Origin of the sequence: Pantoea sp. OXWO6B1, from assembly GCF_001641135.1 — a bacterium.
GTDB lineage: Bacteria > Pseudomonadota > Gammaproteobacteria > Enterobacterales > Enterobacteriaceae > Pantoea > Pantoea allii.
In genome coordinates this window covers 2,536,279-2,551,196 of record NZ_LWLR01000001.1, presented here as the reverse complement: position 1 = coordinate 2,551,196, position 14,918 = coordinate 2,536,279, and the positions used below count along the sequence as shown (strand labels likewise).

The 14,918-nt window shown below is 44.8% G+C and carries 12 protein-coding genes; 8 read left to right on the top strand and 4 right to left on the bottom strand.

Annotated features, from left to right (window positions below):
- Positions 1-100: 100 nt before the first annotated feature.
- Positions 101-1,255: a GGDEF domain-containing protein gene (locus A6A26_RS14155; protein WP_063879318.1), complete on the top strand. Its 1,155-nt coding sequence runs from the start codon at positions 101-103 to the stop codon at positions 1,253-1,255.
- On the opposite strand, the gene ychH is transcribed toward A6A26_RS14155, so the two are convergent.
- Positions 1,247-1,525, bottom strand: a complete 279-nt coding sequence (gene ychH, locus A6A26_RS14150) for a stress-induced protein YchH (protein ID WP_063879317.1) — start codon at positions 1,523-1,525, stop codon at positions 1,247-1,249. The genes A6A26_RS14155 and ychH overlap by 9 nt on opposite strands.
- A 260-nt stretch (positions 1,526-1,785) precedes the next feature.
- Between ychH and pth the strand changes: the two genes are divergently transcribed.
- The 3 genes from pth (at position 1,786) to A6A26_RS14135 (ending at position 4,962) form a co-directional block, all read left to right on the top strand.
- Positions 1,786-2,373 (top strand): aminoacyl-tRNA hydrolase, encoded by a 588-nt coding sequence (gene pth, locus A6A26_RS14145; RefSeq protein ID WP_014606001.1) that lies wholly within the window; start codon positions 1,786-1,788, stop codon positions 2,371-2,373.
- 107 nt (positions 2,374-2,480) lie between these two features.
- Positions 2,481-3,572: a redox-regulated ATPase YchF gene (gene ychF / locus A6A26_RS14140; RefSeq protein WP_063879316.1), complete on the top strand. Its 1,092-nt coding sequence runs from the start codon at positions 2,481-2,483 to the stop codon at positions 3,570-3,572.
- A 214-nt stretch (positions 3,573-3,786) separates the two neighbouring features.
- Entirely contained in the window at positions 3,787-4,962 is a 1,176-nt protein-coding gene (locus A6A26_RS14135) for a tyrosine-type recombinase/integrase (protein ID WP_063879315.1), read from the top strand.
- Positions 4,963-5,299: 337 nt separating this feature from the next.
- Here the strand turns inward: A6A26_RS14135 and A6A26_RS14130 are convergent, their stop codons facing one another.
- The 3 genes from A6A26_RS14130 to A6A26_RS14120 all read right to left on the bottom strand — a co-directional run bounded on the left by A6A26_RS14130 (position 5,300) and on the right by A6A26_RS14120 (position 6,839).
- Positions 5,300-5,647 carry a hypothetical protein gene (locus tag A6A26_RS14130; RefSeq protein WP_063879314.1) on the bottom strand — a complete coding sequence of 116 codons (348 nt, stop codon included), beginning with the start codon at positions 5,645-5,647 and terminating at the stop codon, positions 5,300-5,302.
- The gene (gene traD, locus A6A26_RS14125) at positions 5,640-6,104 is read right to left on the bottom strand and encodes a conjugal transfer protein TraD (protein ID WP_063879313.1); all 465 of its coding nucleotides are present in this window, start codon (positions 6,102-6,104) and stop codon (positions 5,640-5,642) included. Before traD ends, A6A26_RS14130 begins: the two co-directional genes overlap by 8 nt.
- 180 nt (positions 6,105-6,284) lie before the next feature.
- Positions 6,285-6,839 (bottom strand): hypothetical protein, encoded by a 555-nt coding sequence (locus A6A26_RS14120; RefSeq protein ID WP_063879312.1) that lies wholly within the window; start codon positions 6,837-6,839, stop codon positions 6,285-6,287.
- Between the two features lie 384 nt (positions 6,840-7,223).
- Between A6A26_RS14120 and mobQ the strand changes: the two genes are divergently transcribed.
- The 4 genes from mobQ to A6A26_RS14100 all read left to right on the top strand — a co-directional run bounded on the left by mobQ (position 7,224) and on the right by A6A26_RS14100 (position 14,901).
- On the top strand, positions 7,224-8,699 hold the full coding sequence (mobQ, locus tag A6A26_RS14115) for a MobQ family relaxase (protein ID WP_074181013.1): 1,476 nt from the start codon (positions 7,224-7,226) through the stop codon (positions 8,697-8,699).
- A gap of 112 nt (positions 8,700-8,811) precedes the next feature.
- Positions 8,812-10,359: a type I restriction-modification system subunit M gene (locus A6A26_RS14110; protein WP_063879310.1), complete on the top strand. Its 1,548-nt coding sequence runs from the start codon at positions 8,812-8,814 to the stop codon at positions 10,357-10,359.
- On the top strand, positions 10,356-11,603 hold the full coding sequence (locus A6A26_RS14105; RefSeq protein ID WP_156506668.1) for a restriction endonuclease subunit S: 1,248 nt from the start codon (positions 10,356-10,358) through the stop codon (positions 11,601-11,603). Before A6A26_RS14110 ends, A6A26_RS14105 begins: the two co-directional genes overlap by 4 nt.
- Before the next feature lie 58 nt (positions 11,604-11,661).
- Positions 11,662-14,901, top strand: coding sequence for a type I restriction endonuclease subunit R (locus tag A6A26_RS14100; protein WP_063879309.1), 3,240 nt, complete (start codon positions 11,662-11,664; stop codon positions 14,899-14,901).
- The last annotated feature ends 17 nt before the right edge of the window (positions 14,902-14,918 follow it).

Below are 14,918 nucleotides of genomic sequence, written 5' to 3'. Positions count from 1 at the left end.
CTACGAAAAACTCTTTCGCTAAAATTATGTTATCTGGCCTTTTGCCTTTTTACGTTGAGTGGTAATTTGCCCGCACTTTTTATTGCGATCTCCGTCCACTATGAACCTCGACGTCTTTACGTTATTTATTTGCGAACTCTACGTACTGGGGTTTATGAGTCTGATTATGGTCTTTGCCTGGGTCGGTTCACACTATGACCGTATTCTGGGCTATGTCTGTGCCGCCATCGTGCTGACGCTGATCGCCTTTTTCCTTAGCAGCCTGCGCAGTCAGGGATACCATTTCTTGCCGGTGGCCGTGAGCAATGTGCTGGTCATGCTGGCTTACGGCGGATTACTCAGCGCCTTTCGGACATTTTGCGGTAAATCACCGGGGATGGCTGGCCTGGCTGGAGCAGCCTTATGGTCACTGCTCTGCCTGATCCCGGCCTTCTATGACAGCTTATCCCTGCGTGTTCTGGTGCTCTGCCTGCTCTGTATCGCTTACACCGCTACATTCATTTACTTACTCTGGCTGGCACGCCGCGATATGGATGCCACCTTCTGGCCTGCACAATTATTGCTCTGGACCCATCTGATTTTTCATGTCGCCCGCTTATTTCTGGATAACGCCCGTCCGATTGGATTACAGGGGGCGATCAGCGGTTCTGATTTTTCGGTCTATGTGATTGTCGAATCGATGCTCTTTGTGATTGGCTTCACCGTAACCATTCTGGCGATGGTGAATGAACGCACGCGTAATGCATTAAAAAATGCCTCACTTCACGATCCGCTGACCAATATCTGGAATCGCCGTGCGCTGTTTTCCGGCGCGGATAATATGACCCGGCAGTGCCTGAAACAAAATAAGGCACTAACGGTCGTCTTATTCGATCTTGATCATTTCAAAGGGATTAATGATCGCTACGGGCATCAGCAAGGGGATCAGGTATTAATTGATTTTTGTCACAGGGTTTCAGGGATGTTGCCACAGGAGGGTCACTTTGCCCGACTGGGCGGTGAGGAGTTTGCCGCGCTGCTGCCCTTACCTTTTGAGCCGGCCAGAGACTGGTGCGAAGCGGTGCGCCATACCGTTCAGCTTTCGCGTCCGGGTCAGATCGACTATTCGGTCAGTATTGGTTTTGCCACCGCCGATGAGCGTTATATTGATTTTGGCGAGCTGATGGCTCTGGCGGATAAAGCACTTTACCGCGCCAAAGCCAAAGGCAGAAACCGAACAGAACCTTATCGGGTTATGTCAGAAAATCTAATGTGACGAATGATGGGTTCGGCGGCAGCGTTTATCGCCGTAATGACGGACCCAGTAATAGCGATCTTCGACTTTTTCACGACCGCTGATACAGGCACCCACCAGCCACAGTAGCGCGCCAAAGAAAATGCCGAACATTGCACTTTGAGCCAGTATCTGCGGCAGATTAAGCGACGGCAGTTGGTTAACAATCGAAAAACCGACGCCGAGAATCATGGTCATTAAACCTATGACCATCAGGGCATTACCTGCCATGCGTGAGTGATGACGTTTCATCTTTCACCTCCTGTGTGTGCGGTCGGATGAGCGCACACAATGTTAAACTGCTGATAGTGTAGGCAATGCCGTCAGGCTAATTTGTGAACTTAATCACATAAAGACCAGATGATTTGTGACCAACACGTTATTCCAGCTTATTGATTTAGATGAAAAATAATTAATCACTGACACTAATAAATTCTCTGGCACAGTCTTTGTGATCCGCGTCCCGGCACAGTAAACTATCGCCCTTTGGTTATAACAGCAGGATATTCCTTGTGAGCAGCATAAAACTGATTGTGGGCCTGGCGAATCCCGGCGCTGAATATGCCGCCACGCGCCACAACGCGGGTGCCTGGTATCTGGATTTGCTGGCTGAGCGTCACAATCAGTCGTTAAAAGAAGAAGCCAAATTTTATGGCTACACTGCACGACTGGCTTTAGCCGGTGAAGACGTGCGCTTGCTGGTCCCGACCACCTTTATGAACCTGAGTGGCAAAGCCGTGGCGGCCATGGCGACCTTCTATCGCATTGCGCCCGAGGAAATTTTAGTGGCCCATGATGAACTCGATCTGCCACCGGGCATTGCAAAATTCAAACAAGGCGGCGGTCATGGCGGTCACAACGGCCTGAAAGACATCATCAGCAAGCTCGGCAACAACAATAACTTTCATCGCCTGCGCATTGGCATCGGCCATCCTGGCGATCGAAATAAAGTGACCGGTTTTGTGTTGGGCAAGCCCCCGGCCAGCGAGCAAAAACTGATTGATGATGCCATTGATGAGGCCGCGCGCTGCACCGAACTGTGGCTAAAAGAAGATCGCATCAAGGCGATGAACCGCCTGCATGCCTTTAAGCCTGTCTAATCGCCCAGATTGTCGCGAATCTGTGTATAATGCGCGAAAATTATCTTACGTTTCCGGTGGAGCCTGCCTAATGGCTCTGCCCATCCAGCTATAAAGGGTACTAAACCATGGGATTCAAATGCGGTATCGTGGGCCTGCCAAATGTCGGTAAATCCACTCTTTTCAACGCGCTGACGAAAGCGGGTATTGAAGCGGCTAACTTCCCCTTCTGCACAATTGAACCCAACACTGGCGTCGTCCCTATGCCAGACCTGCGTCTGGATCAGCTGTCTGAGATCGTTAAGCCGCAGCGTGTCGTACCGACCACCATGGAATTCGTTGATATTGCCGGTCTGGTGAAAGGCGCATCCAAAGGTGAAGGCCTGGGCAACCAGTTCCTGACCAACATCCGTGAGACCGAAGCGATTGGTCACGTGGTGCGCTGCTTTGAGAACGACAATATTATTCACGTAAATAATAAGGTCGATCCGGCGGATGATATTGAGACCATCAATACCGAGCTGGCGCTGGCAGATCTGGATACCTGTGAACGTGCTTTACAGCGCGTACAGAAAAAAGCCAAAGGCGGCGACAAAGACGCCAAGGCTGAACAGGCCGCACTGGAAAAATGCCTGCCGCATTTAGAAAACGCTGGCATGCTGCGTGCGCTGGATTTGACAGAAGAAGATAAAGCCGCCCTGCGCTACCTGAGCTTCCTGACGCTGAAGCCGACCATGTATATCGCCAACGTCAACGAAGACGGTTTTGAGAACAACCCGTACCTGGATAAAGTGCGCGAAATCGCCGAGAAAGAAGGCTCGGTGGTCGTGCCGGTTTGTGCCGCCGTTGAGTCCGACATCGCCGAGCTGGAAGATGAAGATCGCGATGAGTTTATGGCCGAGCTGGGCATTGAAGAGCCAGGTCTGAACCGCGTGATTCGCGCCGGTTATTCCCTGCTGAACCTGCAAACCTATTTCACCGCTGGCGTGAAAGAAGTTCGCGCATGGACCATCCCTGTCGGTGCCACCGCGCCGCAGGCGGCCGGTAAAATCCACACCGACTTCGAGAAAGGCTTTATCCGCGCGCAGACTATCGCGTTTGAAGACTTTATTGCCTATAAGGGCGAGCAAGGTGCGAAAGAAGCTGGAAAAATGCGCTCAGAAGGGAAAGAGTACATTGTTAAAGATGGCGACGTGATGAACTTTTTGTTTAACGTCTAAATAAGTTTTGTTGTCTCATGAGGTGTCATAACACCCCATGAAAACCACCTAACCCCTTAAAATCCACGCCATTGCGTGGATTTTTCATTCCAGATTGTCCCATGTTATTCCATGAAAGCGCATTCTAAAATGAGTACATAGATGAGTACAATTCGTTTCCATTATCATTTTAGGTGAGTACAATGATAAGCTAGTAAATAGACATGGATCCGCTATGCTCACTGATACGCAATGCCGCACTGCCAGGCCGAAAGAAAAACTCTATCGACTCAACGACTTCAACGGTCTCTACCTGGAAGTGAAACCCAGCGGCAAAAAAGCATGGCGTTATCGATTTAAACTCAACGGTAAATCAAGCATGTTTGCGTTGGGTGAGTATCCAGCAGTAAAGCTCGCCGAAGCACGAGTGAAATGCGAGCAAGCGAGAAAGCAAGTTGCAGATGGAATCAACCCGGCACAGGCTCGTCAGTTAGATAAGATCCGCAAGGTCAATGATGCTTTAAACACATTTGAGCTAATCGCCAAAGAATGGTTACAGATGAAAGACTGGGCTGAAATAACTAAAACTCGCCGACTGGATATGCTTGAACGTGTGGTATTTCCCTCAATCGGTAAGCTTCCTGTCAGAGAAATCAACTCACACCACATTCTTAAAATTCTTCAGGAAACTGCTAAACGCGGCGCACCAACTGTTGCCGCAGAAGCCCGACGTACCATATCATCGGTTTTCGAGTTAGCAGTGGCAACGCTTAGAGCTGATAGTGATCCTGTCTGGTCTGTGCGCAAGGCGCTTCCTGCGAATAAGACCCAGCACAAACAAGCATTGAATACGAGTCAAATCGGTAAGCTATTAAGCTGTTTTGATAACAGTCGCGGCTCATATCAGGTTAACTATTGCATGTGGCTAATGTGGTGGACATTGGCGCGACCAGCCGAAGTCACCGAGGCAGAATGGGAAGAATTCGATCTTAACAACGCACTATGGATCATTCCGGCAACGCGCATGAAAGCTCGCAGGGAACATGTTATTCCCCTTCCCTCCCAAGCCGTCAACATGCTCAAAACACTACAAGGATTAACCGGGCGCCGACAGCATATTTTTCCGGGCAGGGATAACCCGCTAGGCCCAATGACATCGCACTCTCTGCGTCAGCTACTCAAAAGCCTCAGTTGGAGTGGAACTTACAGCCCTCATGCCACCAGAACTACGGGTAGTACACGTTTAAACGAGATGGGCTATCGAGCTGATGCTATCGAAGCTCAGTTAGCGCACGCTGATACAAACAATGTTCGCCGCACGTACAATCATGCAACTTACATCGATGAACGAAAAGCGATGATGCAGGAATGGGCAGATAAGCTGGACGATTGGGTAGCAGAATACGATTAGTACTTATTACATTCAGTAAATCATACAGATAAAAATCGCTATTCATGCTCCGCTATGTGCTAAAAGAAAATGAAAGGCTTTGTCGAGGGCCAATTATTTCCATTTATTTACCCTTAGCATATGTTAAAACCGATTATTAGATCATCCAATTAAAAGGAACTTTTGAAAAAAGGTACTAAACAGTGAAGTAAAAAATAATTTACATTACTCCCGCAATAGGAATTATATACTCCTCTTCAATGCAAAATACAATATAAGTTACTGCCGCACCCGGTGGGTTTGTCCAACCCTTCACAGCCCAAAACAAGTTTTAGTCTGCTCAGCGTTATATCAAAGGCTAAAACTTAACAGTATGTACCTGATTTCTGGTAGTTAAAGCTCCCTTATCTTTTTTACATTGTTCAAGTGCTCTTGATAGTTTTTCAAAAAATCTCTGATTAGAATAAACCTGAGCGATATCTTTACCCGCCATCGTAATTCTGCTTCCAATGTTTCTCCTGTAATTTTTAATAAAATTTTCAATATCAAACTTAAACTCATCATTGAAGATATTCTCAAATTCATTTGTGGCGATTTCCGGATAACAATCAGAGAGAATTGAGAACAGAAAAAAAGCCATATGATCTGTTGCAGCCGCGATAACCTCATCGCTACTTTCTATAACTTCCAGTATAAGTTCATTCATTTTTATTTTTCTCCTCTGCCAATTTCTTTTCAAGCATTGCAGAAAAAGTGTTATTAAGCTGCATTGCCTTTCCCTTTACAGTATTTTTTATCATTGTATCAGGCTGAATAACATTTTCCGATTCATGATATACCTTAATATCATCTTTTTCATGAGCATTTTTTTTGATGTAATTTTTATTTCTTTGCTCTTTTCTCAGACTTTCATTTTCTCTGGCTCTGACCCCGTTACTTAACCATGTTTTTCGTTGTACTTCTGTCGAGCTGGCAAAACTTAGTAGAAAACCAATTAACACATTATGATTAATATCAAGCCCCAGATACTTTGCCACCTCTCCACCTAATACAATTTTTCTGTGTGTTATTTCTTTTCGAGTCAGTGCTTTTTCTTTTGTACTTAATCTGTTCAGTTCCTGTTGGGCTGACGCAATTAACTGACGTAAATCTTTTCTTTTCATTGAAATTCTCCTGTAATATTGAATCCCATCACCAAGTGCTAAAAGTTGCATCAAGAACCGGCAATATAACGTTTGCTTCAATCAACCATCCAATGGATATGAAGCCTTTAATTTTCATATAAACTTCCTTATTAAGAAATTCAGCTATCAATAAAAGCAAAGGGATATATCTTTTTTTTATTATCTTTTAGTGGCTGCAACAAGGTCGTCCAGGCGGATTTTTATGACTTCATATTGTTGTCCGGAATTAATCACACCATTAAAACAGTCGAACAACATTGATTTTTCATGTTTTTGCATACTGAACCACCCGCTTTTCCTGTCTGCTCGCCTACTACCTGATGCAAAGGAAAATAAAATCACCTCTCGCTTAACCGATAGGCCAAATAACTGCCTGATGACTTCTCTGGCGGTAGCATATGTACTGTCGATACTAAAATAATTCAGAAAAAGCCCCGTTACGATAATAATCAGCTCCTGCATGATGCTTCTTTTGAGAGAAGAGACAGCATTACCATATCGCCCAGACAGGGTTCTGAAACGGGTTTGCTCGCAGGCTTCCTGCAATTGAGGCTCATACTCGCTACGGATAGCAGTAAAAGCGTCTTTAACGGTGTCTTCTTTTAATCTGATGCGCATACTTTCGTTGTGGTCGCTGTAATCAATCAGAAACCATTTTGTTTGCAGATCGCCATCTCCATTCTCATTGTTAATGACATTTATTATTTTATTCATTTTTACCTCTATTGTTGTCTTAATATTAACAAAACAATTATCACATCTTTTTTATTTGGCAAATTTTACAAAAATTAAATGCCGGGTTATATTATTAATATAAGCAACAAGGAAACATCCCTTCTTCGATTTATATCCCTTTACCCCAAGCTTACGCGCCTCTTCTTTCGGCGCTTAGATCCAGAGAAAAACTTGACCATTTTTTTTTGATTCGGCGTAAGCTGAATAAAAAATAAATACAATGCCCACTTATACATTGCTTCGCAACGTGTGGGCCTGGCGGGGCCACAAAGTCAACACCAGCGTTTTTCTTGCGAAAAACTAAAAGTAGCAAAGGTCAACACCTTTAAAAAAATTAAAACCAAAAGGAGTATTTATTACAGCATGGCAATATTTCATTTATCATTTAGTATGCTAAAAAGATCCGCAGGAAAATCGTCCTGTTATCTTGCCGCATATAACGCAAGAGGAAGAATAGAAGATGTGAGAACAGGAGACGTGTACGATTATTCATATCGTTCCGACCTGTTCCACCATTGTATTCTTGCGCCAGAACACACACCTTTTAATATTATTGAAAACTCTGCTGTGTTGTGGAATGAAATTGAGAAAGTTGAAAAAAGGAAAGACGCGCAGCTCTCACGTTATTTTGATATAGCTATTCCTGTTGAACTGGATAACGATGCCAAAATCGCGTTAGTGAAAAACTACTGCAAACGTAATTTTGTCAGCAAAGGCATGATTGCCGATATCTCTTTCCATGACCTTGACGGTCATAATCCCCATGCTCACGTCATGCTTACTTTGCGTGAGATAACACCACAAGGTTTCGGCAACAAGAACAGAAGCTGGAACGAGCATGATTTGATGGATGAATGGCGTGCGTCATGGTCCAGAATGTCTAACCGTGCACTTGAACGTACTGGTTCTGCGAATCGCATGGATCACCGTTCCCTTGCAGCACAGCGTGAAGAAGCGATTGCTCTGGCTAAGGCGGCAAAGGAAACGGGAAGACAGGATATAGCTAATGAACAACTGGCAAGAGCCGTTGAGCTTAACCGCCCTGCGCTGACTCGAATAGACCGTAAATCATGGCACACCAAAAGAGCCAAAGCGCTACGTGCCGCAGAACAGATACAAGCCGCACAGACAAAACAGGCTGCTGACGATTTCAGACAGTTGTTTAACAGTGATGTGAGCCATCTCATGACTGTAAACCTTAATTCTTTCCGTATCGAAACCGTTAAAACAAAACCCGCTCCACTGCATCCGATACAACGTTCACCAGAAGCGGCTCGTCAGCCTGTGCTTGTTTTTCCCGAAAGGAAACGCCGCTTTAAACCTGTTGAAGCGAAGCAAAAGGATATGTCCCTTTACTATGGTGTTGCGCCAAAAACAGCAAAACCAACTCTGTTGAGACGTAAGCATAAGATCAAATTGCAAAAGCTGTATGATTTTATCAAAACCTTTATAAGTGTGTTGGTGAAACACTCTATTCATAAAGCCATACCAGAACCCACTATCACTACCGTAGCCGCGCCAGCCGTTATCGATCCGCAGCAAGACGCAAAAAACCTAACGGATATTTCGCTTGATGAGATCATGATTGACCCAGTTACTAAATTGAAGATCACCCGCAGACAGTGGGAAGCTATGGGGACTACCAGTAAATCAGCAGACGTTTCCGTACCTCCGGGCGCTAACTACAACCACGAGCCTGAGAAAAAACAAAAGCCAAACAAAACAAGCGAAGCAATTTCCTTTCCACCTTTACCAAAGGAAAAGAAAGTTTCCACAAAATCAAAAGGTTTCACGCTGCCAAAACTTCGCTTTGGTTCTAGCAAGCGCAAAGATGAATAATTTTTAATCAAAATAATCAATTCAGAGTGATTAATAATCCTTTGATAAGCTCGTAACAACAGGAACTTTAAGGCAAAATAGATCAATCGTCCGTATATGGAAAATGACCGTAATGGCTAGAAAACCCAAACAAATCAAAACAGACCCGTTAGAGGTCATCCTGTGGAAAGCGGCTGACAAGCTGCGTAAGAACATTGATGCCGCCGAGTACAAGCATGTCGTACTGGGCCTGATTTTCCTCAAATACATTTCAGATTCTTTTGAATCGCATTATGAATTGCTAAAAGATGGGCAAGGCGAATACGCGGGAGCCGACCCGGAAGACAAAGACGAATACACTGCCTATAACGTGTTCTTTGTTCCTGAACTTGCACGATGGAGTTACCTGATATCGAAGGCTAAACTTCCCGAAATCGGTAAGTTGGTAGACGATGCGATGGAACTTATCGAAGCGGGTAACCCAGAGCTAAAAGGTGTGTTGCCGAAAGTCTATGCCCGCCAAAATCTTGATGCCACAGTGCTGGGCGAACTGATTGATCTGATTGGCAACATTGCACTAGGCGATGCCAAAGCGCGTTCTGCTGACGTTTTAGGCCACGTATTCGAATACTTCCTTGGTGAGTTTGCACTGGCAGAAGGTAAACAAGGCGGTCAGTTCTATACGCCAAAATCCATTGTAAGCCTGCTGGTTAACATGCTTGAACCCTATAAAGGCCGTGTCTTTGACCCCTGCTGTGGTTCCGGTGGCATGTTCGTTCAGTCGGAAAAATTTGTTGAAGCACACCAGGGAAAAATCGACGATATTTCAATTTATGGTCAGGAATCCAACCAGACCACCTGGCGTCTGGCAAAGATGAACCTGGCGATTCGAGGTATCAACTCAGAACACGTTCTCTGGAACAATGAAGGTTCATTCCTTAATGACGCTCATAAAGATTTAAAATCTGATTTTATCATTGCTAACCCACCGTTTAACGTTTCCGACTGGTCCGGTGAGCAGCTTCGTGGTGATGCCCGTTGGCAATATGGTATCCCTCCTGCCGGCAATGCTAACTTTGCCTGGATGCAACACTTCCTGTATCACCTGTCGCCAAAAGGTCAGGCTGGCGTAGTGCTGGCAAAAGGGGCTTTGACTTCGAAAAGTTCTGGAGAAGGTGATATCCGTGCGGCGCTGGTTAAAGATGCAAATGTCATTGATTGTATCGTTAACTTACCTGCAAAACTGTTCCTGAACACCCAGATCCCTGCCGCATTATGGTTTATGCGTCGTGATCGTGAAAACAGCAGCCAGTATCGTGATCGCAGTAAAGAAATTCTATTTATTGATGCCCGTAACTTAGGCCATTTGATCAACCGCCGTAGCAAAGTGCTTTCTGACGACGATATCAAGACCATTGCAGATACTTACCATAACTGGCGTAACAAAGGTGGCGACTATAAAGACGTGGCTGGTTTCTGTGCATCTGTCGATATCAATGAAATTGCTAAACTCGATTATGTGCTGACACCTGGCCGTTATGTTGGGCTTGCTGATGAAGAAGACGATTTCGACTTTAAAGAACGCTTTACGGCTCTTAAAGCTGAGTTTGAAGCACAACTTGGTGAAGAAGCTCTTTTGAATAAAGCGATTGCTGAAAATTTGGCGAAGGTGATGTTATGAGTATGTGGGAAGAAACTTATCTGGGAGATCATATTGATTTAGTTACAGGTTTCCCATTTAAAAGTAGTCATTATTCTCAATCAGGTTCGGGTACTAAGCTTTTGCGTGGTGACAATATACAGCAAGGGTACTTTAAATGGGACAAAGTTAAATTTTGGGAAAATATTGAGACTTTACACGAGAACTATTTCCTTAAGGAAAATGATATTATTCTTGCAATGGATCGTCCTTGGATTGAGGCCGGCCTTAAGTATGCTATGATAACCAAACATGATTTACCATGCTTACTGGTACAGCGAGTCGCTTGCCTCAGAGCAAAAAAAACTCTAAATCAAAGCTTCTTGAAATATGTTATAGCATCAAAAAGCTTTACCGAATATGTACGTTCAATTGAAACTGGTACAGCAGTTCCTCATATCAGCGGGAAGCAGATTAAGGCATATCCATTCATTATTCCACCTTTAACTATACAAAAAGCCATAGCTTCTTTGCTATCCACTCTTGATAAAAAAATAGACCTTCTTCATCGACAAAATAAAACGATGGAATCTATGGCTGAAACCATGTTTAGGAAATGGTTTATTGAAGAGGCACAGGCTGATTGGAAACTAACGACTCTCGATTGTCATATTACAGTAGCTAAGGGATTAAGTTACAAGGGAACCGGTCTTACCACGTCAGATAATGGCATTCCACTTTTTAATTTGAACTCAGTACTTGAGGGAGGTGGTTATAAGGGTACTGGTTTGAAATATTACAATGGTGATTTTAAAGAAAGACATATTATAAAGTCTGGGGAAATCATTGTAGCTAATACTGAACAAGGTCATGATTATCGACTCATCGGTTATCCTGCTATAATTCCGACAACTAAAAGTGAACTATCAATCTATACGCATCATTTATTCAAAATTAATATTAATGACGATAGTTACTTAACTAATGCCTTTATGTACTATCTACTTTGCTCCAAAGATATGCATGAGCAAGTTGTTGCTGCAACAAACGGTTCAACTGTAAATCAGCTGTCGGCTGACGGATTACAACGACCAGAATTTAAACTCCCCCCGGAGTATAAGGTGAAAGAGTTCACTGCACATATTGATTCCTTCTGGAAAAAAATAAGTATTAACAATTCACAAATTAAAAACATTGAATCTCTGCGAGACACTCTCCTCCCCAGACTTATGAGTGGTGAAGTACGAGTTCAATGTACAGAAGAAGCTATCGCATCAGTGGCATAAAATAATTAAGCTGGTACACAACCGGCTCTCTGGTTTAGCGGCAATAAGGATAGTACGCATGGCAAAGATGACCGAATCCGATATTGAAGTAATGGCGATTGAATACCTGCAAGGGCTGGGCTATGAGTATGTTTACGGCCCGGACATTGAACCCAGTGGCATCAATCCGTTACGTAGCTATCAGCAGGTTATCCTTGAAGATAAGGTGCATACTGCCCTGCAACGCCTGAATCCGCACCTTAGCGAACAGAAGTGTGAGGAAGCCATGAAACAGGTGATGCAGATCAGCACACCTGACCTGATGGCAAACAATCTGGCTTTTCATCGCCTGTTGACCGAAGGAATTAATATCGAAGTCAGTAAGGATGGTAATACACAAGGAGAGCTGGCCTGCCTGATCGACTTTAACGATCCCACGAATAATGAATTTCTGGTTATTAATCAGCTCACTATCAAAGAAGGCAACCATACCCGACGACCGGATCTTATTTTGTTCATCAACGGTACCCCCTTAGTCGTTATCGAACTTAAAAATGCCGCTGACGAAAATGCTACGGTAACAGGTGCCTATAACCAGATTAAAACCTATCAGAACCAAATCCCCGGCTTGTTTACCTACAATACCTTTAATGTGATATCTGACGGACTGGAAGCCAAAGCGGGAACAGTTTCTGCTGATTTCAGTCGTTATATGACGTGGAAAACCGCTAACGGTAAAACGCAAGCCACCAGTACCCAGCCACAACTCGAAGTCTTATTACAGGGGTTGCTTAATCCTGTAACGCTACTGGATATGATCCGCCACTTTATCGTGTTTGAAGCCAGTAAACATGAAGACAGCAAAGGGATTATCAGTATCCGTACTGTTAAAAAAATGGCGGCTTATCACCAGTACTACGCGGTCAATGCAGCAGTACTTTCAACTATTCGTGCATCAGCGGTGAATACGGACTCCCCCTCTGCCGAAGTCGCAGTGCGCCAACAGGGACGTAACAGTAAAGAGCTTGTTAATGCGCAAAAAACCGGGGACCGCAAAGCGGGCGTAGTCTGGCATACCCAGGGTTCAGGGAAATCGCTGTCGATGGTGTTTTATACCGGGAAGATTGTGCTGGCGCTAGATAACCCAACCGTTGTGGTGATTACTGACCGTAATGACCTGGATGATCAGCTATTCGGTACGTTCTCTTCCGCGACCCAGCTACTGCGACAGACACCGAAACAGGCTGATAACCGGGATGAACTCAAAGAATATTTACGGGTCGCCTCGGGTGGTGTGGTGTTTACCACTATTCAAAAATTCCAGCCTGATGATGGCATCAATATCTATGAGTTGCTGTCAGGCAGAACCAATATTGTCGTTATCGCTGATGAAGCCCACCGATCTCAATACGGTTTCAGCGCCAAAGAAGTTGACGTGAAAGACAGAGAAGGCAATGTAACAGGCAAACGCACCGTTTATGGCTTTGCCAAATATATGCGTGATGCCTTACCCAATGCTACCTATCTGGGCTTTACCGGAACCCCCATCGAAAAAACGGACGTTAACACACCTGCTGTTTTTGGTAACTATGTCGATATCTACGATATCTCACAGGCCGTAGAAGATGGTGCCACCGTGCGTATCTTCTATGAAAGCCGCTTAGCGAAAATTGCCATCAGTGAAGAAGGCAGACAGCTTATCGAAGAGTTTGACGATGAGTTTAACGAGGACGAGCTGACGCTTACCCAGAAAGAACGTTCTAAATGGGCCAGAATCGAAGGTCTGATTGGCAGTTCAAAACGTATTAAAGCCATTGCGGCGGATATGGTTCAGCACTTTGAACAGCGCTTAAAGTCCAATGCCGATCATGGCAAGGGCTTGATTGTTACCATGTCCCGACGTATTGCCGCTGAACTTTACAAAGAAATCGTCACGCTTAAACCCGAATGGCACAGTGATGATTTAAATGACGGCGTAATAAAAGTCATCATGACGTCTTCTGCTGCTGACGGGCCAGAAATCGCTAAACACCACACCACCAAAAAAGAGCGACAGGTTCTGGCTAACCGAATGAAAGACGATGACGACAAGCTGAAACTGGTGATAGTGCGTGATATGTGGCTGACCGGCTTTGACGCGCCAAGTATGCATACCCTGTATATCGACAAGCCAATGAAGGGTCATAACCTGATGCAAGCCATTGCCCGCGTTAACCGGGTGTACAAGGACAAAATCGGCGGTCTGGTTGTTGACTATCTGGGCATTGCTTCTGATTTAAAAGAAGCCCTCTCGTTCTACTCTGACGCAGGTGGACGCGGTGATCCAGCCGAAGTTCAGGAAGAAGCCGTGACGCTCATGCAGGAAAAACTGGAAATCCTGGAAGGCATGATGCATGGTTACGATTACAAAGCCTACTTTACTGCAACGACTTCACAGCGCCTGACGATTATCCTTGAATCAGAAAACCATATTTTAGGGCTGGATAACGGCAAAGGGAAAATGCGTTTCCTTGGCGCTGTTGCTGCCATGTCCCAGGCATTTGCGCTGGCTACGCCACATGATAAAGCAATGGAAGCGGCACCCGAAGTCGCATTCTTCCAGGCAGTGAAAGCTCGCCTGAATAAATTTACTGAAAACCCAGACGGCTCAGAAGAAGAGCACAATGACAGTCTCGAAGTGCGGGTAAAACAGACTATCGATCAGGCTCTGGTCACGGATAACGTCGTGGATATCTTTGACGCAGCGGGAATACAGAAGCCGGATATCTCTGTACTATCTGATGAGTTTCTCCAGGAAATGAAGGATTATCAGCACAGAAATATTGCTCTGGAAACGCTTAAAAAGTTGCTTGCTGATGAGATCAAGATTCGCTCGAACCAGAGTATCACCCAGGGGAAAAAACTGATTGATATGCTAACCTCTGCAATCAATGGCTACCAGAACAAAGTACTGACCGCTGCGGAAGTTATCGATGAACTCATCAAGCTTGCCAAAACTATCCAGGAATCCGACAGCCTTGCCAGCCAGTTAAATCTCAGTACCTACGAATACGCCTTCTATTCTGCTGTTGCAGATAACGACAGCGCTCGTGAACTGATGCAAAAGGAAAAACTACGAGAATTGGCAGTCGTCCTGACGGAGGCTATCCGCAACAATGTGAGTCTGGACTGGACAGTGAAAGAAGCGGCAAGAGCGAAAATTCGCGTGGTGGTAAAACGTCTGCTCAAAAAATATGGCTATCCGCCTGATATGTCATTGCTGGCTACGGAAACTGTTTTGAGGCAGGCTGAAATTCTAGCAAGTGAACTCTCGAAATAAATAATTTATATAATGGA

Bases quoted from the DNA above. Each gene is read 5' to 3' on its own strand.
- A6A26_RS14155 (WP_063879318.1), top strand. From the start codon at position 101: ATGAACCTCGACGTCTTTACGTTATTTATTTGCGAACTCTACGTACTG.
- ychH (WP_063879317.1), bottom strand. From the start codon at position 1,525: ATGAAACGTCATCACTCACGCATGGCAGGTAATGCCCTGATGGTCATA.
- ychF (WP_063879316.1), top strand. From the start codon at position 2,481: ATGGGATTCAAATGCGGTATCGTGGGCCTGCCAAATGTCGGTAAATCC.
- A6A26_RS14135 (WP_063879315.1), top strand. From the start codon at position 3,787: ATGCTCACTGATACGCAATGCCGCACTGCCAGGCCGAAAGAAAAACTC.
- A6A26_RS14130 (WP_063879314.1), bottom strand. From the start codon at position 5,647: ATGAATGAACTTATACTGGAAGTTATAGAAAGTAGCGATGAGGTTATC.
- traD (WP_063879313.1), bottom strand. From the start codon at position 6,104: ATGAAAAGAAAAGATTTACGTCAGTTAATTGCGTCAGCCCAACAGGAA.
- A6A26_RS14120 (WP_063879312.1), bottom strand. From the start codon at position 6,839: ATGAATAAAATAATAAATGTCATTAACAATGAGAATGGAGATGGCGAT.
- mobQ (WP_074181013.1), top strand. From the start codon at position 7,224: ATGGCAATATTTCATTTATCATTTAGTATGCTAAAAAGATCCGCAGGA.
- A6A26_RS14110 (WP_063879310.1), top strand. From the start codon at position 8,812: ATGGCTAGAAAACCCAAACAAATCAAAACAGACCCGTTAGAGGTCATC.
- A6A26_RS14105 (WP_156506668.1), top strand. From the start codon at position 10,356: ATGAGTATGTGGGAAGAAACTTATCTGGGAGATCATATTGATTTAGTT.
- A6A26_RS14100 (WP_063879309.1), top strand. From the start codon at position 11,662: ATGGCAAAGATGACCGAATCCGATATTGAAGTAATGGCGATTGAATAC.